18 protein-coding genes are annotated in these 20,693 nt (G+C 72.4%); 10 read left to right on the top strand and 8 right to left on the bottom strand.

What is annotated here, in order from left to right; all coding sequences use genetic code 11:
- The first annotated feature begins 324 nt into the window (after positions 1-324).
- Both DDW44_RS05575 and DDW44_RS05570 read left to right on the top strand, forming a co-directional pair.
- The gene (locus DDW44_RS05575; RefSeq protein ID WP_108905720.1) at positions 325-1,965 is read left to right on the top strand and encodes an alkaline phosphatase D family protein; all 1,641 of its coding nucleotides are present in this window, start codon (positions 325-327) and stop codon (positions 1,963-1,965) included.
- A 102-nt stretch (positions 1,966-2,067) separates the two neighbouring features.
- Positions 2,068-3,357, top strand: coding sequence for an alkaline phosphatase family protein (locus DDW44_RS05570; RefSeq protein WP_244223965.1), 1,290 nt, complete (start codon positions 2,068-2,070; stop codon positions 3,355-3,357).
- Positions 3,358-3,445: 88 nt separating this feature from the next.
- Here DDW44_RS05570 and DDW44_RS05565 read toward each other — a convergent pair whose 3' ends face one another.
- The 3 genes from DDW44_RS05565 to DDW44_RS05555 all read right to left on the bottom strand — a co-directional run bounded on the left by DDW44_RS05565 (position 3,446) and on the right by DDW44_RS05555 (position 4,905).
- The gene (locus tag DDW44_RS05565; protein WP_108905718.1) at positions 3,446-3,700 is read right to left on the bottom strand and encodes a helix-turn-helix domain-containing protein; all 255 of its coding nucleotides are present in this window, start codon (positions 3,698-3,700) and stop codon (positions 3,446-3,448) included.
- Complete coding sequence (locus DDW44_RS05560; RefSeq protein ID WP_146206993.1) at positions 3,700-4,329, bottom strand: DUF2975 domain-containing protein; 630 nt, start codon at positions 4,327-4,329, stop codon at positions 3,700-3,702. Before DDW44_RS05560 ends, DDW44_RS05565 begins: the two co-directional genes overlap by 1 nt.
- A 177-nt stretch (positions 4,330-4,506) precedes the next feature.
- Complete coding sequence (locus DDW44_RS05555) at positions 4,507-4,905, bottom strand: hypothetical protein (RefSeq protein WP_108905716.1); 399 nt, start codon at positions 4,903-4,905, stop codon at positions 4,507-4,509.
- A gap of 176 nt (positions 4,906-5,081) precedes the next feature.
- Between DDW44_RS05555 and DDW44_RS05550 the strand changes: the two genes are divergently transcribed.
- Together DDW44_RS05550 and DDW44_RS05545 are read left to right on the top strand one after the other, a co-directional pair.
- The gene (locus DDW44_RS05550) at positions 5,082-5,918 is read left to right on the top strand and encodes a helix-turn-helix domain-containing protein (RefSeq protein WP_108908734.1); all 837 of its coding nucleotides are present in this window, start codon (positions 5,082-5,084) and stop codon (positions 5,916-5,918) included.
- Positions 5,915-6,157, top strand: a complete 243-nt coding sequence (locus DDW44_RS05545; RefSeq protein ID WP_108905715.1) for a DUF397 domain-containing protein — start codon at positions 5,915-5,917, stop codon at positions 6,155-6,157. The genes DDW44_RS05550 and DDW44_RS05545 overlap by 4 nt, the downstream gene beginning before the upstream one ends.
- An 18-nt stretch (positions 6,158-6,175) precedes the next feature.
- Here the strand turns inward: DDW44_RS05545 and DDW44_RS05540 are convergent, their stop codons facing one another.
- Both DDW44_RS05540 and DDW44_RS05535 read right to left on the bottom strand, forming a co-directional pair.
- On the bottom strand, positions 6,176-8,047 hold the full coding sequence (locus tag DDW44_RS05540; RefSeq protein WP_108905714.1) for a serine/threonine-protein kinase: 1,872 nt from the start codon (positions 8,045-8,047) through the stop codon (positions 6,176-6,178).
- Positions 8,048-8,213: 166 nt separating this feature from the next.
- The gene (locus DDW44_RS05535) at positions 8,214-9,098 is read right to left on the bottom strand and encodes a glycoside hydrolase family 19 protein (RefSeq protein WP_108905713.1); all 885 of its coding nucleotides are present in this window, start codon (positions 9,096-9,098) and stop codon (positions 8,214-8,216) included.
- Positions 9,099-9,491: 393 nt separating this feature from the next.
- Between DDW44_RS05535 and DDW44_RS05530 the strand changes: the two genes are divergently transcribed.
- Positions 9,492-10,937: an MFS transporter gene (locus tag DDW44_RS05530; protein ID WP_108905712.1), complete on the top strand. Its 1,446-nt coding sequence runs from the start codon at positions 9,492-9,494 to the stop codon at positions 10,935-10,937.
- A 171-nt stretch (positions 10,938-11,108) separates the two neighbouring features.
- Here DDW44_RS05530 and DDW44_RS05525 read toward each other — a convergent pair whose 3' ends face one another.
- Positions 11,109-12,392: an adenylosuccinate synthase gene (locus tag DDW44_RS05525; RefSeq protein WP_026165285.1), complete on the bottom strand. Its 1,284-nt coding sequence runs from the start codon at positions 12,390-12,392 to the stop codon at positions 11,109-11,111.
- Positions 12,393-12,533: 141 nt separating this feature from the next.
- Here DDW44_RS05525 and DDW44_RS05520 point away from each other — a divergent pair, with 141 nt between their 5' ends.
- Positions 12,534-13,358: a diacylglycerol kinase family protein gene (locus tag DDW44_RS05520; protein WP_108905711.1), complete on the top strand. Its 825-nt coding sequence runs from the start codon at positions 12,534-12,536 to the stop codon at positions 13,356-13,358.
- 145 nt (positions 13,359-13,503) lie between these two features.
- On the opposite strand, the gene DDW44_RS05515 is transcribed toward DDW44_RS05520, so the two are convergent.
- Positions 13,504-14,010, bottom strand: coding sequence for a GbsR/MarR family transcriptional regulator (locus DDW44_RS05515; RefSeq protein ID WP_108905710.1), 507 nt, complete (start codon positions 14,008-14,010; stop codon positions 13,504-13,506).
- Between the two features lie 119 nt (positions 14,011-14,129).
- Between DDW44_RS05515 and DDW44_RS05510 the strand changes: the two genes are divergently transcribed.
- Together DDW44_RS05510 and DDW44_RS05505 are read left to right on the top strand one after the other, a co-directional pair.
- On the top strand, positions 14,130-15,188 hold the full coding sequence (locus tag DDW44_RS05510) for an ABC transporter ATP-binding protein (RefSeq protein WP_108905709.1): 1,059 nt from the start codon (positions 14,130-14,132) through the stop codon (positions 15,186-15,188).
- Positions 15,185-16,828, top strand: a complete 1,644-nt coding sequence (locus DDW44_RS05505; protein ID WP_108905708.1) for an ABC transporter permease — start codon at positions 15,185-15,187, stop codon at positions 16,826-16,828. The genes DDW44_RS05510 and DDW44_RS05505 overlap by 4 nt, the downstream gene beginning before the upstream one ends.
- A 319-nt stretch (positions 16,829-17,147) precedes the next feature.
- On the opposite strand, the gene DDW44_RS05500 is transcribed toward DDW44_RS05505, so the two are convergent.
- Positions 17,148-18,356 (bottom strand): cytochrome P450, encoded by a 1,209-nt coding sequence (locus tag DDW44_RS05500; RefSeq protein ID WP_108905707.1) that lies wholly within the window; start codon positions 18,354-18,356, stop codon positions 17,148-17,150.
- Positions 18,357-18,657: 301 nt separating this feature from the next.
- On the opposite strand from DDW44_RS05500, the gene DDW44_RS05495 reads away from it, so the two are divergent.
- Positions 18,658-19,923, top strand: a complete 1,266-nt coding sequence (locus DDW44_RS05495) for an SLC13 family permease (RefSeq protein WP_108908733.1) — start codon at positions 18,658-18,660, stop codon at positions 19,921-19,923.
- Positions 19,924-19,928: 5 nt separating this feature from the next.
- Positions 19,929-20,672 carry a universal stress protein gene (locus DDW44_RS05490; protein WP_108905706.1) on the top strand — a complete coding sequence of 248 codons (744 nt, stop codon included), beginning with the start codon at positions 19,929-19,931 and terminating at the stop codon, positions 20,670-20,672.
- Positions 20,673-20,693: the final 21 nt, after the last annotated feature.

Raw genomic sequence — 20,693 nt, 5'->3', positions numbered from 1 at the left:
CTGCTCCGGTCCGTGCGGGCCCCCGCCCGGGTGCGTGAGGTGCCGGACGGCGATCGGGTCACCACCGCGACCGGCCACGTCGCCCCGTCGCCCCGTCGCCCCGTCGCCGCGACCGGCCACGGTTTCCGGTCGCTGTCCCAAGGCGCCGTCTCAAAGCGCTGCCCCAAAGCGCTGTCTCACGGCTCTGTCCATGGACACGCTTCCAGACGCGGTCTCCAGACGCGGTCTCCAGCCACGCCTGCAGACGCGGTCTCCAGGCGCGGTACGCCCGGGGGCCAGCCGCGCGTCACCCCGGGTTCACGTACTGAGCCTAGGAAGTGGAACATGTCGTTCCTCAACAGGCGCCGCTTCCTGGCCGCCGCCGGCACCGCCACCGCCGCCGCCGGTGTCCTGGCCACCCGTACCGCCGTCGGGGCCCCCGCCCCCGGCGGCCCCTTCCGGCACGGCGTCGCCTCCGGCGATCCGCTGCCCGACGCCGTCGTCCTGTGGACCCGGCTGACCCCCACCGCCGACGCGCTGCCCGGATCCGGTACCGGGCCGACCGTCCGGCTGGAGTGGGAGATCGCCTCCGACCCGGCGTTCCGGCACATCGCCCGCAGCGGAAAGGCCACGGCCACCCCCGACGCCGACCACACCGTCAAGGTGGACGCGACGGGGCTGGCCGCCGGGACGACGTACTGGTACCGGTTCCGCTACCAGGGCACGGTCTCCCCGGTCGGGCGGACCCGTACCGCACCCGCCGCCGGTGAGGCGGTCGGGGTGCTCCGCTTCGGCGTGGTCTCCTGCGCCAACTACATGGCGGGGCACTTCTCGGCGTACCGCCATCTCGCCGCCCGCAGCGACCTCGACGCCGTCATCCACCTCGGCGACTACCTCTACGAGTACGGAAACGGCGAGTACGGCCCCGGTCCCGCGATCGGGCGCGGCCACGAGCCCGCGCACGAGATGGTGTCGCTCGCCGACTACCGGCGCCGGCACGCGCAGTACAAGACCGACCCGGACCTGCGGACGCTGCACGCCGCCGCCCCCTTCATCGTCACGTGGGACGACCACGAGTCCGCCAACGACGCCTACGACCAGGGCGCCGAGAACCACACCGAGGGTGCGGAGGGCTCGTGGACGACCCGGTACGCCCACGCACGCCGCGCCTGGGGCGAGTGGATGCCGGTACGCGAACCCGACCCGCGGCGCGTCCACCGGCGGCTCGTCTTCGGCGGCCTCGCCGATCTGTCGATGCTCGACCTGCGCTCCTACCGCAGCAGGCAGGTGGAGCAGGACCGGCTCGGGGACGTAGGCGACCCGGACCGCACCATCACCGGCGACGCCCAGATGGAGTGGCTCAAGGATGGGCTTGCCACGTCCCGCGCCCGCTGGAAGCTGATCGGCAACCCTGTGATGATCTCGCCCGTGCTCTTCCCCCCGCTGCCGGAGGACATCGCCCGGCCGCTGGCGGACACCACGGGGCTGCTGCCGCCCGAGGGAGTCCCCTACAACGTCGACCAGTGGGACGGCTACACCGCCGACCGGCGCGAACTCCTCGGCCATCTGCGCGACCGGGGCATCGACGACACCGTGTTCCTCACCGGCGACATCCACTCCTCATGGGCGTGCGACCTGCCGCTGGATCCCGGGACCTATCCCGCCGGTTCGCCCTCCGTCGCCACCGAACTCGTCGGCACCTCCGTCACCTCGGACAACCTGGACGACATCACGCGATCGCAGCCCCGCACCAGCTCGCTCGCCGTGGAGACGGCCATCAAGGGAGCCAACCGGCATGTGAAGTACCTGGAGTTCGACTCCCACGGGTACTCGCTGCTCGAAGTCACCCCGCAGCGGGTGCAGATGGACTGGGTGTACATCAGCGACCGCACCGACCCACGCGCCACCGCCCGCCGCGCCGCCGGCTACCAGGTCCTCGCGGGCAGCAACCGCGTCTCCCCCGCTGCCGCGCCCCTCGCGGACTGACCTCCGGGACCGCCCCTCACTCCCCACTCCCCACTCCCGACACCCGACACCCGACACCCGACACCCGACACCCGACTCCCCACTCCCGACTGGAGACCTCACGTGTCCCGCCACGCCCAACCCCGTATGACCCGCCGCAGGCTCCTCGCCACCATCGCCGGCGGCGCGGGTGGCGCCATCGTCGCGGCCGCCGGGACCGGGGTCCTGAGCGCCGGCGCCGCCGAACCCCGCCTGCGCACCTATGTGCTCGTCGTCGACGGCTGCCGGCCGGACGAGATCCGGCCGCTGCTCATGCCGCGCCTGTCGGCGCTGCGCGACGCCGGGACGACCTACCCCGCCGCCCAGTCGCTGCCGGTGATGGAGACCATCCCGAACCACGTGATGATGATGACCGGGGTCCGGCCGGACCGCTCGGGCGTACCGGCCAACTCGGTCTACGACCGGGCGGAGCGGGTCGTGCGCGACCTGGACCGGCCATCGGACCTGAGGGCGGCCACCCTGTTCGAGCTGCTGCGCGACAAGGGCGTCAGCAGCGGCACCGTGCTGTCCAAGCGCTATCTGCACGGGATCTTCGGGACCAGGGCCGACTACCGGTGGAATCCGGAGCCGCTGATCCCGGTCAGCGGCCACGCACCGGACCGGTACACCGCCGACGCGGCGATCAGGATGATCGACTCCGCCGACCCGGACGTGATGTTCGTGAACTTCGGCGATGTGGACCGGATGGGACACAGCGACCTCACCGGCACCACCGTCGAACTGGCCCGCACCTCCGCGCTCGCCGCCACGGACACCCAGGTCGGCAGGGTGCTGGACCACCTCAAGGGCACCGGCCGCTGGGACAGCAGCGTCGTCGTCGTGCTGGCCGACCACTCCATGGACTGGTCCGTACCCACCGCGGTGGTCAGCCTCCAGCCGGAGTTGGACAAGGACCCGATGCTCAAGGGGCAGGTCGTCATCGCGCAGAACGGCGGTGCGGACCTGCTGTACTGGACCGGAGCGTCCGGCAGCCGCGCGGCGGCGGTCGAGAGGATGCGCAAGGCCGTCCTCGCGCGGGAGGGCGTACTGTCCGCGCACACCCCGCGAGAGCTGCGCCTCGGCCCGGAAGCGGGTGACCTGGTGGCGTACGTACGGCCCGGCTACCGCTTCTCCGACCCGCACACGGCCTCGAACCCGATTCCGGGCAACCACGGACACCCCGCCACTCTGCCCATCCCGTTCTTCGTCGGCGGCGGCGCGAGCGTCGTCCGGACGCGGACGGTCAGCGACGCACCGGCCCGTACGGTGGACGTGGCCCCGACGCTCGCCGCGCTCTACGGGCTGCGCGGGCCCAAGGGCGGTTGGGACGGTGTGGCCCGGACCGACGCGTTCACCAGCGTCCCGGCCCGCTGACGAGGGCGGACACGCGGGCGGCGCGGAGGCACGGCCCCCACTGACACGATCCGGATCCCTGTTCCCGGGCAGGTGGATTGACGCTGGTTCATGCAGGTTCGATGGGGTTGTCGTCAGCTTCGCGGTAGCTGAGGAGGTCTCCCGGCTGGCAGTCCAGTGCGCGGCAGATGCCGGTGAGGGTGGTGAAGCGGATCGCTTTTGCGCGGCCGTTCTTGAGGATCGACAGGTTGACGTTGGTGACCCCGACGGCGGTCGCGAGTTCTGTGAGCGTCATGCCTCGTTCTGCGAGGAGACGGTCGAGATGCACGCGGATGGCGCGGTTCTCGTTCGCCTCTGCCGGCATCAGACAGTCCCTTCAAGATCCTCACGCATGGCTGCGCCGACGTTCATGATGCGCGCGAAGGTCAGCAGCCCGAGGCCGGTCAGCATTACCAGGTAGGGGGCCGTCATGGTGCTCACCACGGTGTCGGGGGAGAACGCGACGTCCTTGGTGAGTGTCGCCAGCAGGGCTGCCCGGCCGATCGCCTGGGCGATCTCGGCGACCAGACTGCCGATCAGCAGCAGCCACCCCAGCAGCCGCAGCCTGGCGGCGACCTGCTCGGTGTAGACGCCGTCTCGCGCGGCCGATCGCAGGAGCCGGTTGAGTACGAGGAGCCCGCAGATCAGGAGAATCAGCGATGGGACGTCTGTGAGGAGTCCGAGGAGCCGCTGGTAGGCGCTGGGATCCTCGGTGCAGTACTCCGGCATCACGGAGACACGGGCTCCCGGGCGGGTGCCGAAGATGGCGTCGACGGCGCTCGAACTGCCCCCGATCCAGTCGGCGGTGACGCAGTTCTCCGCCGCGGTCCAGAACGGGACACCCTGGTTGACCAGACTGAAGGCGACGGCGATCAGAAGCAGGCCGACAAGCAGCAGCACAAAGCCCGAGACCGTCTTGTGGAAGGGTTCAAGGAGCTTGCGGTCCTCAGCCATCACCACCCCCGACGCATTGGTTGATGTATCGCTTTTCGATGTTATCGATAAACGATACACGACCGTCGGGGGCGATGGTAGCGGCCGCCGAAGTGCGCACCGGCGTGTGCGAGCACCGGCTCGGCCCGTGGGTGAGCGGGGCCAAGGGACGGCAGGGGGGCTGCCGCGGGGACTCTGTCAGCCCAGCAGTTCGACGGCCGCCGTGCGCAGCAGCAGCGGGTGCACGAAGCGGTCGTCCGCGACGGGCGGCACGCGCCAGGCGAGAGGCCAGGTGGGCCCGTCGAGCGCCGGGACGGGTACGTAACCGGCACTCCCGACGGAGGAGTTGTAGCGGATCACCCCGCGTGGCCAGGAACGGTGTGCCGTAGTGCCGACCGGGAGCAGGAAGTAGACACCGCGGCAGCCGTTCGCCTCGGTGACGATGGGGCCGGGGTCGCCGCCCGTCATCCGGTCCAGGAGATCGGCCAGCCGGCGGCCGTCGTCGCCGTCGACGCGTACGGCGTCGAAACGCACGCCCGCCTTGCGGAGCCGGAATCCGGAGACCGGGATCCAGTCCAGGTCCAGGTCCGGTTCCATTCGTCGATTATCCGTATTCACGGGGCCAGTGTGATGCCGTCCGGATAGCGTTCTCCATAGCCTTGCGAGGCCGGTCGGACACCCTTTGACCTGCGCCAACCTGCCTTGATCGAGGTCGAATTCGGCGGGGACCGATGGTGACCGGTTGAGTCCGGTCGAGTCGAATGGTGATCGCAATGGCGCGAGCGGAGAACAAGCAACTGGCGGGTCCGACCGCACGGCTCGTGGCGGACGTCGCCCGCAAGTTGCGGGTGCGGAAAGGCTGGACGCAGGAACAGCTCGGGAAGGAGATCGGCTTCACGGGTTCGGCGGTGAGCGCGATGGAGACGGGCGCGCAGCCGGCGAGCGACGCGATGCTGGTGCAACTGGAGCGGGTACTCGGGGACGGGATGGACATCTTCGAGCAGGCGAGGACGTACGTACGGCTGGAGAAGTACCCGGCGCAGTTCAAGGACTACGCGCTGCTGGAGCAGAAGGCGGTCGGGCTCCATCTGTATGCGACGCTCGTGGTGCACGGGCTGTTCCAGACGGAGGAGTACGCGCGGGCCCTGATCGGCGGCGGGTATCCGCCGCTGCCGGAGCAGCGGGTGGAGGAGCTGGTCGAGGCGAGGCTGGCGCGGCGGGCACTCTTCGAGCGGGAGCCGGTGGCGCTGATCGAGGTGGTGCTGGAGGAGTCGGTGTTGCGGCGGACGATCGGCGGCCACGAGGTCATGCGTGGCCAGATGCGGCACCTTGCGGAGTGCGCGCGGCGGCGTAACGTGACGTTGCAGGTGCTGCCGCTGGAGGCGGGGCTGGGCGGTGAGCACGCGGGTGACAACGGCGGGATGACCCTGGTGGAGACCTCGGAGCACGACCACCTGGTCTATCTGGAGATCCAGTTCGAGAGTCTGCTGATCAAGGACCCCGCAAAGGTGAGTACATACGCCCAGCGGTATGCGAAGATCCGGGCACAGGCCCTGGGCCCTCGTGAATCACTGGGCCTTATCGAGCAGTTGGCAGGGGAGCAGAGATGACCGACAGCCTGCGCTGGTTCAAGTCGAGCTACAGCGACAGCAGCGGCGGCGAGTGCATCGAAGTGGCCTTCGACTGGCGCAAGTCCTCCTACAGCAGCTCCAGCGGCGGAGAGTGCGTCGAGGTCGCCGCCTGCCCCCACGCCGTCCACGTCCGCGACTCCAAGAACCCCGAGGGCCCGGTCTTCACCGTGGGCCCCGGGGCCTGGGCGGCGTTCGTCGGCCAGGCCGCCGGGGCGTAGCCGCAAGAGCCGGACCGATCAGTCCTCGGCCGGCTCCACCCTTGTGACCTTGCCCTTCAGGTCGGCTTCCAGAAAGCCGACGACGTGGTCGTCCACGCGGTAGACGGCCAGCCCCAGCGGTGTGCCGAAGGTGTCGTCCGGAGGGCGGACCAGGACGTAACGCATCGTCGGCTGCTTCACGTTGAGGTCCTTCTCCGCCCGCTTCAGCAGAGCGGGGAGGACGTCCCAGTCGAAGTCGTCCAGGCTGAACGGGCGGTCGCCGCTGAACAGCGAGCCGCTGATGATGCCCTTCCGCACGCCCTGACCCGGGCGGTAGGTGTAGCTGTCGTACCTGGTCTCGCTGCCCTTGAGCATGATCTCCGCGGACACGTAGTCCGGGTAGACGCTGAAGTCGGCCGCGCGGTCCGTCCCGGTCGCGGCCTTGATCTCCTTCACCGCCGTCCGAATGCCGTCCGGGGTCAGCAGATCGGTCTTCGCGTCGGCCTGGGACGCCGGTGCCGACGCCGAGGGGGCCGCCTCGGGCGGTGCGGGTGTCGCGCCCTTCGTCGCGGTCGAGGACGATCCTGGCGAGGACGACCCTGGTGGGTTCGCCGCCGTCCCGCCGCCCTTGCCCCCGCCGTCCGGGAACATGGTCCACACCAGGACGCCTGCCAGCACGGTCGCGACGGCGGACGCGGCGATCGCGATCCGGGCCTTCCGTCGGCCGCCGGGTCCCGGCGGCGTCTGCCGTGTGGGGCCCGCCGGGTAGGGGGTCGGCGGCCCGACCGGACCCGGTACGGCGTCGCGCGGAGCCGAAGGCCCGAAGCCCATGGGTGGCCCGAACCCTGCCGACCCCCCGGCCGGTGCGGCCGTCTGCCCCGCCGGAGGTGACAGCCGGTACGACGTGGTTCCGCCCGCCCCGCCCGGAGCAGTGGGAACACTCGGCGGACTCACAGGACTCGAAAGACTCGCAGAACTCGAAGGACTCGGCGGACTCGAAGGACTCCCAGTCGGCGGAGTCGGCGGGGTCGGCGAGGTCTGCGCACTCGGCGCGCCGGGGGCCGAGTCCCGGCCCTCGGCGGCCTCCGCGAGCATCCGGTCGGCGGTGTCCGCGTCCGCCCGGACAGCCGGGTCCTTGACGAGCGTGGCGTTCAGGAAGCCGGTCAGCGGTCCGGCCTGGAAGGGCGGCGGAAGCTCCTCGCTGAGGAGGGCCGCCAGCGTCGCGAGGGTGCTGCCCCTGCGGAGCGGGTGACGCCCCTCGACGGCGACGTACAGCATCATCGCCAGCGACCACAGATCGGAGCCCGGGCCGCCCTCGTCACCGGAGATGCGCTCGGGCGCCATGTAGTCGGGCGTGCCGATGATGGACCCGGTCGCGGTCAGCGCCGTCGACTCCCTGATGGCCGCGATACCGAAGTCGGTGAGCACGGGGCGTCCGTCGGGTCGCATCAGGACGTTGGCGGGCTTCACGTCCCGGTGCTGGATGCCGGCGGCGTGCGCGGCGCGCAGCGCGGCGAGCACCTCGCGGCCGATCCGGGCGGCCTCGGTGGGCGCCAGCGGGCCCTTCTCCAGCCGGTCATGGAGTGATCCGCCGGTCACCAGCTCCATGACGAGCCACGGGTAGGTGTGCTCCCCGCCGTCCACCACATGGTGGATGGTCACCACATTGGGGTGGTCGACGCGGGCGAGCGCCCGTGCCTCGCGCAGCACCCGGGCCCGGAGCATCGCCGCGCCCTCGGGGTCGTACTCGGCGAGACCGGGATCGGGCGGCCGTACCTCCTTGAGCGCCACGGCCCGGTGCAGGACCAGATCGCGCGCCCGCCACACCATGCCCATGCCCCCGCCACCGAGCCGCGCCTCCAGCTCGAAGCGCCCGTCGATGACCCGTCTGCCGGGTTCCCCGTCGCTCATGGCCGCCGAGCCTACGAGATGCGGACGACACCGCCCCGGGCAGGTGGGGTGCACCGCTCCAGCGCCTCCGGCCCGGAGCGTCCTGCGCCGGCGTGCGGGGATCCCGCCCGGGAGTGCGCCGAGCGGGCGGCGTGGGCCGCCCGCTCCCGCCGATCCGCCGGACGCGTCAGCAGTACAGGTTGCCTCCCGTGGGCACGCCCAGGATCTGGGTGAAGCGCTGGTAGTTGTTCACCCGGCTCTGGACCTGCGCCGGGTTCTTGCCGTCGCACTCCAGGGAGCCGTTGATCGAGCGGATCGTGTGTCCGAAGCCGGCCTGGTTGACCATGGCGTTGTGGCCGGTCATCGTGCCGGGCCCGCTCTGGGTGTTCCAGTACCAGAGGCCGGTCTTCCAGGCGACGGCCGACTCCCGCTCGACGCGCCAGGGGTTGCCCAGCAGGTCGATGCCGAGGGCGTCACCGGCGGCCTTGTAGTTGAAGTTCCAGCTGAGCTGGATCGGGCCGCGGCCGTAGTACGCGGCCTGGCCCGCCGGGCAGCCGTAGGGCTGGCTGCGGTCGCAGTAGTGCGGGTAGTTGGCGGTGTTCTGCTCGACGATGTGCACCAGGCCGCCGGTCTCGTGCGCGACGTTCGCGAGGAAGGCCGCGGCCTCCTGCTTCCTGACGGTGTCGCTGCCGGTCTTGGCGAAGGCCGGGTACGCGCTCATGGCGCTGGTCAGTCCGCTGTACGTGTAGAAGGCGTTCCGGTTCGGGAACATCTGGTTGAACTGGGCCTCGCTGACGACGAATCCCGAAGGGTCCGGGTTCGGGTTGCCGCCACCGCCGCCGCAGGCACCCTGGTCGGCCCAGACCTCGGCGGAGCCGGGGGTCTCGTTCTGGGTCCACCACTTGGCCTGCCAGTTGCGGCCGTTGTGGGAGGCGGTCATGCCGCCCGTGTAGACGGACGAGGAGTTCCAGGCCGCGGCGCACGCGGCGGCGGACGCGGTCGAGGGGACGAGGACGGTGAGTCCGAGCACCGCCGCGAAGGCGGCGAGCAGGATGATGATCCGACGCGACAACGTTATCGACCTTTCCCTGTGGGGGTGTGGGGGTGTGGGGGTGTGGGCGATACGGGGCTGAAGGCACGCGGGAGGGTTCCCGAGTCGTGTCGCCGTGGGGCGTGTTGAGCACTGAACAAGCAATGGTCTGAACCTGTCAAGGTCTAGACCAAGATGTGGCCTGAATCCCCGCCTGCCCGCCCGGCAGGTGGAACGCGGGGAGCGGCGGCCGGAACGGAGGCGATCTGCCGGGCCGGGAAATGCCACGCCGGTCCCGCCGCTTCTCTGCAAGACTCGGGCATATGAGCCGACGACATTGACCCCTGGCAGCAGGTCCTGGAACGGGCTGTCGCGGACCGCCGCGGCGGGTGAGCACCCGGCGTCCCCGTCCGTTCCGCAGAAGGACCACCCTCCATGCTCGTCACTCCGCCCTGCCCGCCCCCGTCCCCGGAGCCGTCCCCGGACCCGAACTCGTCCCTGGCCCCGAACTCGTCCCTGGCCCCGGCCTCGTCCCCGGCCCCGTTCGATCCCGGCGTACGCCGACTGGAGCGCACGCTCTACCTGTACGCGGGACTCGAGGACTTCGTCCTGCTCTACCCCCTCTACGCACTGCTGTTCGCCGAACACGGCCTGGACACCGCGGAGATCTCGTCCCTGTTCGCCCTGTGGTCACTGACCGCTCTGCTGGTCGAGGTCCCGTCGGGCGTCTGGGCCGACATCGTGTCCCGCCGGCTGATGACCGCCGTCGGGCCGCTGCTCACAGCGGCCGGGTTCGCCCTGTGGGTGCTGTTCCCCTCCTATGGCGCGTACGCCGCCGGTTTCGCGCTGTGGGGTGTCGGCGGCGGGCTGCGCTCCGGAGCCATGGAGGCCCTGGTGCACGACGAGCTCGAACGGCTCGGCGCCGCTTCCCGTTACGCCCGGGTCATGGGCCGCGCCGCCGCGGTGAGCATGGCCTCGACCGCCGCGGCCACCGCCGTGGCGGCGCCCGCCTTCGCCCGGGGCGGCGAACTGCTGGTCGGGGCCGCCAGCGTCACCGCCTGTCTGCTGTGCGCCGCCGTCGGCGCGGCCCTGCCCGAACACCGCGCCCCCGCCGCCCCCCGTGCGAAGTCGGCGAAGTCGGTGAAGACGGTGAAGACGGTGAAGTCAGCGGAGTCCTTGAAGTCAGCTGATTCCGCGCAGTCGGCGAAGTCCGCGCAGTCGGCGAAGTCTGCGCAGTCGGCGAACTCCGCGAAGCCAGCGGAGTCGGCGAAGTCGGTGAAGTCGGTGAAGCGCCGGGCCGTCCGCGGCACCTATGCGGCGACCCTGCGGGCGGGGCTCGCCGAGGTGCGCGGAAGCAGTCGCGTGCGGCACGCCCTGCTGCTGTCCGTCGTCGCCGGCTCGGTCTGGGGCGCGCTCGACGAGTACGTCCCGCTGCTGGCCGCCGCCACCGGTGCCGCGACGGCGACGGTCCCGCTGCTGGTGCTCGTGGTCTGGGTCGGGGTGACGCTCGGGTCGCTGCTGGCGGGTCCGGGCGAGCGGCTCTCCGGACGGGCCCTCGGGGCCGCCGTCGCGTCGGGCGCGGCGGCTCTCGCGGTGGGTGCGCTGAGCGGCGGCCCCGGCGGGTTCGTGCTGGTGGGGGCCGGGTTCCTGGTGTTCCAGCTGACCGATGTGCTGGCCGACGCCCGTTTGCAGGGCGCGATCACGGGCCCGAGCCGGGCCACCGTGACCTCCCTCGCGGGGCTCGGCACCGGACTCACCACCCTGCTGGTGTACGGAGCGTACGCGGGACTGTCCGCGCACGCGTCGCACGGCACCGTGTTCGCCCTGCTGGGCCTCCCGTACCTGGCCGTCGCCGTCGCGCTCGGCAGGGCGCGGACGTGAGCCGCAGGAGGTGGGCGGGGGCCTGCGGGCCGTGGTGGCGCCGGGGGCGGAACTCCGGTCACCGCGGCGGGTGCGGGGCCACGGGACGGCAACGGCCCGTGGCCGGCGAGCGCTCGGCTCACCGGCCACGGGCCGTTGCGACGGCGGGTTCCGCCGCGCGGTCCCGCCGGCCTACAGGAACGAGTTGATCTCGATCGTCTCGTCACGGCCCGGGCCGACACCGATCGCGGAGATCGGCGCCCCGGACATCTCCTCCAGCGCCCGCACATAGCCCTGCGCGTTCTTCGGCAGGTCGGCGAAGGTCTTGGCCTTGGTGATGTCCTCGGACCAGCCCGGCAGGAACTCGTAGACGGGCTTCGCGTGGTGGAAGTCGGTCTGCGAGTACGGCAGCTCCTCGACGCGCTCCCCGTCGATCTCGTACGCGACGCAGACGGGGATCTGCTCCCAGCCGGTCAGCACGTCGAGCTTGGTGAGGAAGAAGTCGGTCAGGCCGTTGACGCGGGTCGCGTAGCGGGCGATGACCGCGTCGAACCAGCCGCAGCGGCGGTCGCGGCCGGTGGTGACACCGCGCTCGCCGCCGATGCGGCGCAGCGCCTCGCCGTCCTCGTCGAACAGCTCCGTGGGGAACGGGCCCGCGCCGACACGGGTCGTGTAGGCCTTGAGGATGCCGATGACCCGGCTGATCTTCGTCGGGCCGACGCCCGCGCCGGTGCAGGCGCCACCGGCGGTCGGGTTCGAGGAGGTGACGAAGGGGTACGTGCCGTGGTCCACGTCCAGGAGGGTGCCCTGGCCGCCCTCGAAGAGGACGACCTTGCCCTCGTCCAGGGCGTCGTTCAGGATCAGCGTGGTGTCCGCGACGTACGGCCGGATCTGGTCGCCGTAGCCCAGCAGCTCCTCGACGACACGGCCGGCCTCGATGGCCCGGCGGTTGAAGACCTTGGCCAGGAGCTGGTTCTTCTGCTCCAGCGCCGCCTCGACCTTCTGCGTCAGGATCGACTCGTCGTAGAGGTCCTGGACCCGGATGCCGACGCGGTTGATCTTGTCGGCGTAGGTCGGGCCGATGCCGCGGCCGGTGGTGCCGATCTTGCGCTTGCCGAGGAAGCGCTCCGTCACCTTGTCGAGCGTGACGTTGTACGAGGTGATCAGATGGGCGTTTCCGCTGATCAGAAGCTTGGACGTGTCGACGCCGCGATCGTTCAGCCCGCTCAGCTCGGAGAGCAGGACCGCCGGGTCGACGACGACTCCGTTGCCGATGACCGGGGTGCATCCCGGCGAGAGGATTCCGGAAGGGAGGAGGTGGAGCGCATACTTCTGGTCACCGACCACCACGGTGTGGCCGGCGTTGTTGCCACCCTGGTAACGCACCACGTAGTCCACGGATCCACCGAGGAGGTCGGTGGCCTTTCCCTTGCCTTCGTCACCCCACTGAGCACCGAGCAGCACAAGTGCGGGCACAGGCGTACACCCCTTCCGGGCGGGGCATGTCCATGGTCGGGGGCCTGAGCCGCCAACCGGTGTGCCCCGGAATAGACGAAGCCCCTGGCGCAATCGCGCAAGGGGCTCTTGCACAAAGATGCTACCCGAGGAAGGACCGAGGTGTCGGCTCCCGACCAGCTCCTGGTGGTCATCGACCCGGTCGCCCGCCGTTTCGACGGTGAGTCCGTGCGTATCGCGAAAGATGTGCTGTGTGCCGGGTCGGCGGCGAAGATCTGCCTGCCGGACGGACCTGGGGAGTTTTCCCGCGCCCTGGCCCGAAGGGGTTCCCGGCGGCCCGTGGTGATCGGTGACGACCGTACGCTGCTGCGCGCCGTGGGCCTGCTGCACCGGGCACGGGAGCTCGCCGACGAGGCCCTGTCGCTGGTTCCGGTCGGGGCCCGGGGCTCGGTCGAGACGGCCCGCTCGCTGGGCGTGCCGACCGGTGCCGTGGCGGCCGCCCGGGCGGTCCTCGACGGTGCCGCGCACCGGCTGGACCTGCTGGCCGACGACAGCGACGGGGTGGTGCTGGCGGATCTGCGCATCCCGGCCGGTCCGGCCGCCGACGGGGCGGCGGGGCAGGCCGGCTCGGTGTGGCACACCTGCCGCTCCCTGGTCCGCACCCTGGTCCGTCCCGTTCCGCAGGCACCGCCCGGCGTACGGCACCGGCTGCGGGTGGAGGCGGACGGGGTACTGCTGAGCGATCTGGACGAGCCGGTCGAGGACGTCCGCGTGCGCGCGGCCGACGGCGCCGCGGAGGTGACCGTGAGCCGCGGATCCGGCGCGGGCCCGGTACGGACCCTGGCCAAGGTCGTCACCGTCTCCGGCACCGACTTCCGCTACCGCGCCGACGCACTCGTCGCCGGACCGGTCCGGTACCGCACCTGGACCCTGCGCCCCAGGGCGTGGTCGCTGACACTGCCGGGGCCGCGGGCCGCCGCGGACTGAGAGGTCCGGCTCGCGGCTGCGGTCGGGTGCGGGCGGGCACCCGGGCTCGCGGGTGCGGGTGCGGGTGGGTGTGGGTGCAAGTCCCCGGCTCGCGGGTGCGGGCGGGTGCAGGTGCCCGGCTCCCGGGTGCCGGGAGCACCCCGTGTCAGGACGGGCCGAAGATCCGCTCGCGGTGCTCCCGCCAGCGCTCCATGATCGCGCCGAGTTCCCCTTGGAGGAAGTCGAAGAACGCGGCGTTCTCCGCCAGCCGGCGACCCGCCGGGGTGTCGGCGCCGAGGCTCTCCACGCCCTCGCGCAGCGAGTCCGACCAGCGCTTCAGCAGCACGTCACGGCTGGTGAACGCCTCGTACCACTGGTTGCTGTGGATCCGGTAGCGCTCACGCCGCGAACCGGGCTCGCGCTCCCGCGACACCAGGTGCTGCTGCGAGAGATAGCGCACGGCGCCGGACACCGCCGCGGGGCTGACCTGCAACTGCTCACCGAGCTCGGCGGAGGTCATGGCGCCCGAGTCGGAGGACATCAGCGCGGCGAAGACCCGGGCGGGCATCCGCGTCATTCCGGCCTCGACGAGCTGGGCCGCGAAGCGCTCCACGAAAAGCGAGACGGCATCCGTGTCCCCGGGCTTCTCGGGCTTCTCGGGCTTCTCGGTCATCGGCGCTTCTCGGTCATCGGCGTCATCCTCGGATCATCTCCCCTGCTCAGCAACCCCGTTCCGAGTTTATACGCTTCCTTAACTTCACAAGTTTATGAACATAGCGTACGTTCTGAACCATGACGAAGGCCATCAGTGCCGCCGTACTGCACAAGTCGTTCGGTCGGGCACCCGCGCTGGACGGCCTCGACCTCGCGGTCGAGGCCGGCGAGGTCCACGGCTTCCTCGGGCCCAACGGCGCCGGGAAGTCCACCACCATCCGCATCCTGCTGGGACTGCTGCGCGCCGACTCCGGCGCCGCCCGGCTGCTGGGCATGGACCCGTGGCGGGACGCCGTCGAGCTGCACCGGCGGACCGCGTACGTCCCCGGTGACGTGACACTCTGGCGCAACCTCTCCGGTGGCGAGGTCATCGACCTCTACGGACGGCTGCGCGGCGGACTCGACCGGGCGCGCCGGAACCGGCTGACCGAGCGGTTCGAACTCGACCCCACCAAGAAGGGGCGCACGTACTCCAAGGGCAACCGGCAGAAGGTGGCCCTGGTCGCCGCGTTCGCCTCGGACGCCGACGTGCTGATCCTCGACGAGCCGACGAGCGGGCTCGACCCGCTGATGGAGGAGGTCTTCCGGAACTGCGTCGCCGAGGAGCGCGACCGCGGCCGGACGGTCCTGCTCTCCAGCCATGTGCTCAGCGAGGTGGAGGCGCTGTGCGACCGGGTCAGCATCATCCGCAGGGGCCGGACGGTGGAGAGTGGTTCGCTCGCCGACCTGCGCCATCTCACCCGCACCAGCGTGAGCGCCGATCTGGCGGGCGCACCCGACGGGCTAGCGCGGCTGCCCGGCGTCCACGACCTCGACATCCAGGGCCCGGCGGCCGCCTCCGAGGGCGCCGGGTGCCGGGTCCGGTTCCAGGTCGACACGGACAAGCTGGACGCGGCGCTGCGGTCGCTCACCGAGGCCGGTGTGCGGTCGCTGACCTGCACCCCGCCCACGCTGGAGGAGCTGTTCCTCCGGCACTACGAGGACCGCGTACCCGGGGGCGCGGGGCCCGGCGGAGCGGGCGACCGCGACGGACGCGACCGACGCGACGGCGACGGGCGGGACAGGCGCGACGGGCGCGACGGACACGACGGACACGACGGACACGACGGCCGTACCGAAGGGGCGATGACGCGATGACCGCCGTCGCCGGAACCCGTACGGCGTACGCGACGCGCGGCGCCCGCCGCCCGCTCGCCGGCACCGGCACCCTGCTCCGGCTGGCACTGCGCCGGGACCGGATCGTGCTGCCCGTCTGGATGCTGGTGATCACCGTCATGGTGGTCAGCGGCGCCGGCTCGCTGCAGACGCTGTACGACTCCCCGGAGGAGAGGACCCGGCTCGCCGCGTCGATGGCCGCCAACAGCTCGCTGCGCAGCCTCTACGGCCCGGTGTTCGGCGACAGCACCGGGGCGCTGGTCGCCTGGCGGTTCGGGACGTTCGCGGCCGTGCTGGCCGCGGTGATGAGCCTCGTCGTGGTGGTGCGGCACACCCGCGAGGAGGAGGAGACGGGCCGTCAGGAAATGCTCTCCTCCGCGATGGTGGGCCGACGCGCCCCTCTGACGGCCGCCCTGCTGACCGCCGGACTCGCCAACGCGACGGTCGCCCTGCTGATCACGGCGGGGCTGTCCGGTCTGGGACCGGCCGGAGCGCTCGCCCTCGGCCTCGCGGTCGGCGGCACCGGCATGCTGTTCGCCACCGCGGCGGCGGTCGTCGCCCAGCTCACCGAGAGCGCCCGGCTCGCCAAGGGAGCGACGGCGGCCGTGCTCGGCCTCGCGTTCGTCCTGCGGGCCGCCGGCGACGCGGGCACGGCCGGCGACCCGGCCCGGGGCGGCCTCGGCGGCGAATCCTCCCTGCTGACCTGGCTGTCCCCGGTGGGCTGGGCCGAGTACGTCCGGGCCTACGCGGGCGAACGCTGGTGGGTGCTGCTGCTGACCCTCGGCGCGGCGTGCGCGCTGGGCGCCGCCGCGTACGCCCTGGCCGGGCGCCGGGACATCGGCAGGGGCTTCCTGGCCGCCCGGCAGGGCCCCGCCGAGGGCCGCATCGCGACCGCGGCGGGGCTCGCGTGGCGGCTCCAGCGGGCCACCCTGTCCGGCTGGGCGGCCGGCTTCCTGCTGGCCGGGACCGTCTTCGGGGGCATGGCCGACGGGGCGGCGGACCTGGTCGGCGACAACGAGCGGGCCAGGGAGGTCTTCGAGCGGATGGGCGGGCAGACGGCGCTCACCGACGCCTTCCTCGCCGCCATGATCGGCATGTTCGGGCTGGTCGCCGCCCTGTACGCGGTGGGATCCGTGCTGCGCATGCACGGCGAGGAGACCTCCCAGCGCGCCGAGCCGGTCCTCGCGAACGCGGTCGGCAGGATCTCCTGGGCCGCCGGGCATCTGGCCGTCGCCTTCGGCGGTGCCGTACTGATCATGCTGCTCGCCGGGGCGGGACTGGCACTCGGCCACGGCGGGGACCTGCCCGCGCTCACGGGCGCCGCGCTGGTCCAGGTCCCCGCCGTGTGGACGATCGCGGGCGTGGCGCTGCTGCTGTACGGCACGGCCCCCGCGGTCGCGACGGCCGGCTGGGCCGTGGCGGGGCTGTGCCTCGCACTCGGGTGGGTCGGCCCGGCGCTCGACGTGCCCCGGGCCGTCCTGGACCTCTCCCCGTTCGGCCATCTGCCGAAGGTGCCCGGACCGCCGATGGACTGGCCGCCGGTGCTGGTCCTCATGGCGCTGGCGGTGGCCCTGACGGCCGCGGGCCTGGCGGCCTTCCGCCGCCGGGACCTGCGGATCTGACGGACCGCGGATCCGACGGACTCCGCGTCCGACGGGCTCCGCGTCCGACGGGCCCCGGATCCGACGCGCTGCGGATCGACGGCCTCCGCATCCGACGCGCTGCGGATCCGGCGGACCGGTCCGACAGCCGCGGGCCGGAAGCCCCGCTGCCCGGAGAACGAGCGCCTGGGCCGCCGCTCTGCGGTGGCTGCACCGCCCCTGGCTCGCAGCGGTGGCCGCCGTCGCCGGGCTCGCCCTCGGTGTCTGGGTGCTGACCGGCTGGTGGGTCCCGTACGAGCGACCGGAGTTCGTCCACTGAGACCGCCCGCGCGGGCCCGCCTCACAGCTCCACGCGCAGCTCCCGCAGCCCCCTGATCACATAGCCCGGCTTCCACTCCGGCTCCGCCGCGAGCCGCATCGTCGGCGCCTGCCGCAGCAGTTCTCCGAAGGATGCGGCCAGTTCGACCCTGGCGAGCGGGGCGCCCAGGCAGTAGTGCACACCGGCACCGAAGGTGATGTGCGGGTTGTCGGCACGGCCGAGGTCGAGTTCGCCGGGGCGCTCGAAGCGGGCCGGGTCGCGGTTGGCCGAGCCGAAGAGCAGCGCCAGCTCCGAGCCGCGCGGGACGACCGTGCCGCCGATCTCGATGTCGTCGAGCACCCAGCGCTCGAACATCTGCAGCGGGGTGTCGTACCGCATCAGCTCCTCCACCGCCGTGGACAGCAGCGAGTGGTCGGCCCGCAGCCTCGCCAGCTCCGCCGGATGGCGGAACAGCGTCCACCAGCCGTTCGCGGTGGTGTTCACGGTCGCCTCGTGTCCCGCGTTCAGCAGCAGCACACAGGTGGACACCATCTCCTGCTCGCTGAGCGTCTCCCCCTCGTCGTGCGCGGAGATCAGCGCCGACACCAGGTCCCCGCCCGGCCGGGCCCGGCGCTCGGCGATCAACTCGCGCAGATACGCGGAGAACTCCACCGAGGCCCGGACCGCCCTGGCCGCGGTCTCCTCGGACGGGTTCAGCTCGAACATCCCGCAGATGTCCGCCGACCAGGGCCGCAGCGACCCGCGGTCGGACTCCGGTATCCCGAGCATCTCCGCGATGACCGCGACCGGCAGCGGCTCGGCGACCTCGGCGAGCAGATCCCCGCCGCCGTTCTTCACCAGAGCGCGCACCAGCCCGGCGGCCAGCCGGCGCACGGTCGGCTCCAGGGCCTGCACGGTCCGCGGAGTGAACGCCTTGGTCACCAGCCGCCGGATCCGCGTGTGGTCCGGCGCCTCGAGGTCGAGCAGCCCGTTGTCGTTCAGCGTGTGGAAGGGCTCGTGCCCCGGCGGCGGGGGTGTCCGGCCGAACTCCTCGTGGGTGAACCGGTGCAGATACGTACGGCCGAGACGGCGGTCCCGCAGCAGGGCGGACACATCGGCGTAATGCGGCACGAGCCACTGCCGCGTGGGCTCGAACCAGTGCACCCGTCCCCGCTCGCGGAGTTCCGCGTACGCGGGATACGGGTCCGCGGTGAAGGCGGGTGACCAGGGAGCGAACACGGGAGCATCCATACGCGGACGCTAGCCGTCCGCGGCGCGGCGCGGGAGGGGCCGCGTTGGTTCGACGAGAGACGTCACCGTGCGTACCGTACCGACCACAACGGGCCACCATCCCGCCGTACGACCACGCCCACCACCCCTCCATCCCGGCGGCAACGGGCCGCCATCACCCCTCCATCCCGGAGGGAACAGGCCGCCACCACCCCGCCGTGACCACCACGGCCACCAACCCCGCCGTACGGCCACGGCCACCACCCCCACCGTCCAGGAGGCACCGGGCCTCACCCGCACACCCGTCCCGGAGGCACCGATCCTGTCCACCCCCCTCGCCGAGGCACTGTCCGTCCTCCTGCTGCTCCTGGTGCTCTTCTGCGCGGTCGTCAGGCCCTTCGGCGTGCCGGAGGCCACCGTGGCCGTACCCGCGGCCGCGGTGCTGATCGCCACCGGCGCGATCTCCGCGGAACACGCGGCCGAGGAGGCCGCCCGGCTCGGCCCGGTGATCGGCTTCCTGGCCGCGGTACTGGTACTGGCCCGGCTCTGCGACGACGAGGGGCTGTTCCGCGCCTGCGGTGCCTGGATGGCACGGCGGTCGGCGGGACGGCCCAAACGGCTGCTTGCGTCCGTCTTCGGGCTCGCCTCGGTGATCACCGCGGTGCTCAGCCTGGACGCCACGATCGTGCTGCTCACCCCGGTCGTCTTCGCGACCGCCGCCCGCATGGGTGTCCGGCCGAAGCCCCACGTCTACGCCTGCACCCATCTGTCGAACACCGCCTCGCTGCTGCTGCCCGTGTCCAACCTGACGAACCTGCTGGCGTTCTCGGCCAGCGGTCTGAGCTTCACCCGGTTCGCCGGCCTGATGGCCCTGCCGTGGCTGGTGGCGATCGCCGTCGAGTACGTCGTCCTCCGCCGGTTCTTCGCCGCGGACCTGAGCACCGGCACCGGAGCCGACACGTCCGGCGGAACCGTCGCGCTGCCGGTGTTCGCGCTCGCCACCGTGGGCTGCACACTGGCCGGATTCGTCGCCGCCTCCGCGCTGGGCCTGGAGCCCGCCTGGGCGGCCGCCGCGGGAGCCCTCGTCCTCGGCGTCCACGCGGCCGTCCGCCGGCGCACCACCGTGCGCGGCATCGTCGGCGCCGCCTCCCTGCCGTTCCTGGCGTTCGTCCTCGGGCTCGGCATCGTGGTCCGGGCGGTCGTCGACAACGGGCTCGCCGATCTCCTCGGACAGGTGGTGCCGTCCGGCACCTCCCTGCCCGCACTGCTGGCGCTCGCGGGCCTGGCCGCGCTGCTCGCCAACCTGATCAACAATCTGCCCGCGGTGCTGGTGCTGCTCCCCCTGGCCGTGCCCGCGGGGCCCGGAGCGGTGCTGGCCGTCCTGCTGGGCGTGAACATCGGCCCCAACCTGACCTACGCGGGCTCGCTGGCCACGCTGCTGTGGCGCCGGATCGTGCACCAGCACGAACACGAGGTGGACCTCGCGGAGTTCACCCGACTCGGTCTGCTCACCGTGCCGGCCGCCCTCGTGCTGTCCGTCATGGCACTGTGGGCGTCACTGCTCGTGCTCCAAGGCCCGGGAGGCTGATTCCCATGCCCGTGATCGTCTGGATCGCCGAGGGCACCTGGCCCGCGTGTGTCGACGCCGCGCGCGCCCGTACGGCCGAGGACGAGGACGTCACCCTGCTGCACGTCGGCGAACCGGTGTCGGCGGGCATCGCCCGCGGGGCGTTCGCCGGCCTGCTGGGGCGGGGGCGCCGGGAGGACGATCCGGGGGACCGGGTGGAGGGCCTCGGCGCCGACTCGGCCGCACGGCTGCTCGCCCTGGCGGCCGAGCGCTTCGGCCGGCCGTGCACGCGACGCGAGCGCTCGGGCCGGGCGGAGCGGGAGGTCGTCGCCGCGGCCGAGAACGCCGATCTGCTCGTCCTCGCCAGGGACGGGGACCGGGGGCACCTGGGGCCGCGCAGTCTGGGCCCGGCCGCGCGGTTCGTCGTGGACCACGCCCCCTGCCCCGTACTGCTGGTATGGCCGGAGCCGGCGCCGGACCTGGCAAGCCTGCCGCCGGAACCGCCACCGCACGAGCCCGCACCGCCGCCGCACGAGCCCGCACCACCGCGGCAAGAGCCGGGACCGCCGCCCCCGCCGGGGACACCACCGCGGCCACCGAAACCACCACCCCGCCCTCAGGAACCGCCGCCGCACGAGCCCGCACCGCAGCCCCCGCCGGACGCGCCACCGCCCCCGCCGGACGCACCGCCACGCCCGCCGGACGCTCCACCGCCCCCGCCGGAGGCACCACCGCGGCCGCCGGAACCACCGCCGCACACGCCCCGCTGAACGACGCGTTCGTCCCGGCGC

This window comes from Streptomyces tirandamycinicus (assembly GCF_003097515.1).
Taxonomy (GTDB): Bacteria; Actinomycetota; Actinomycetes; order Streptomycetales; family Streptomycetaceae; genus Streptomyces; species Streptomyces tirandamycinicus.
Note: the sequence above shows the minus strand (reverse complement) of the source record. Positions and strands in the feature narration are given on the sequence as shown.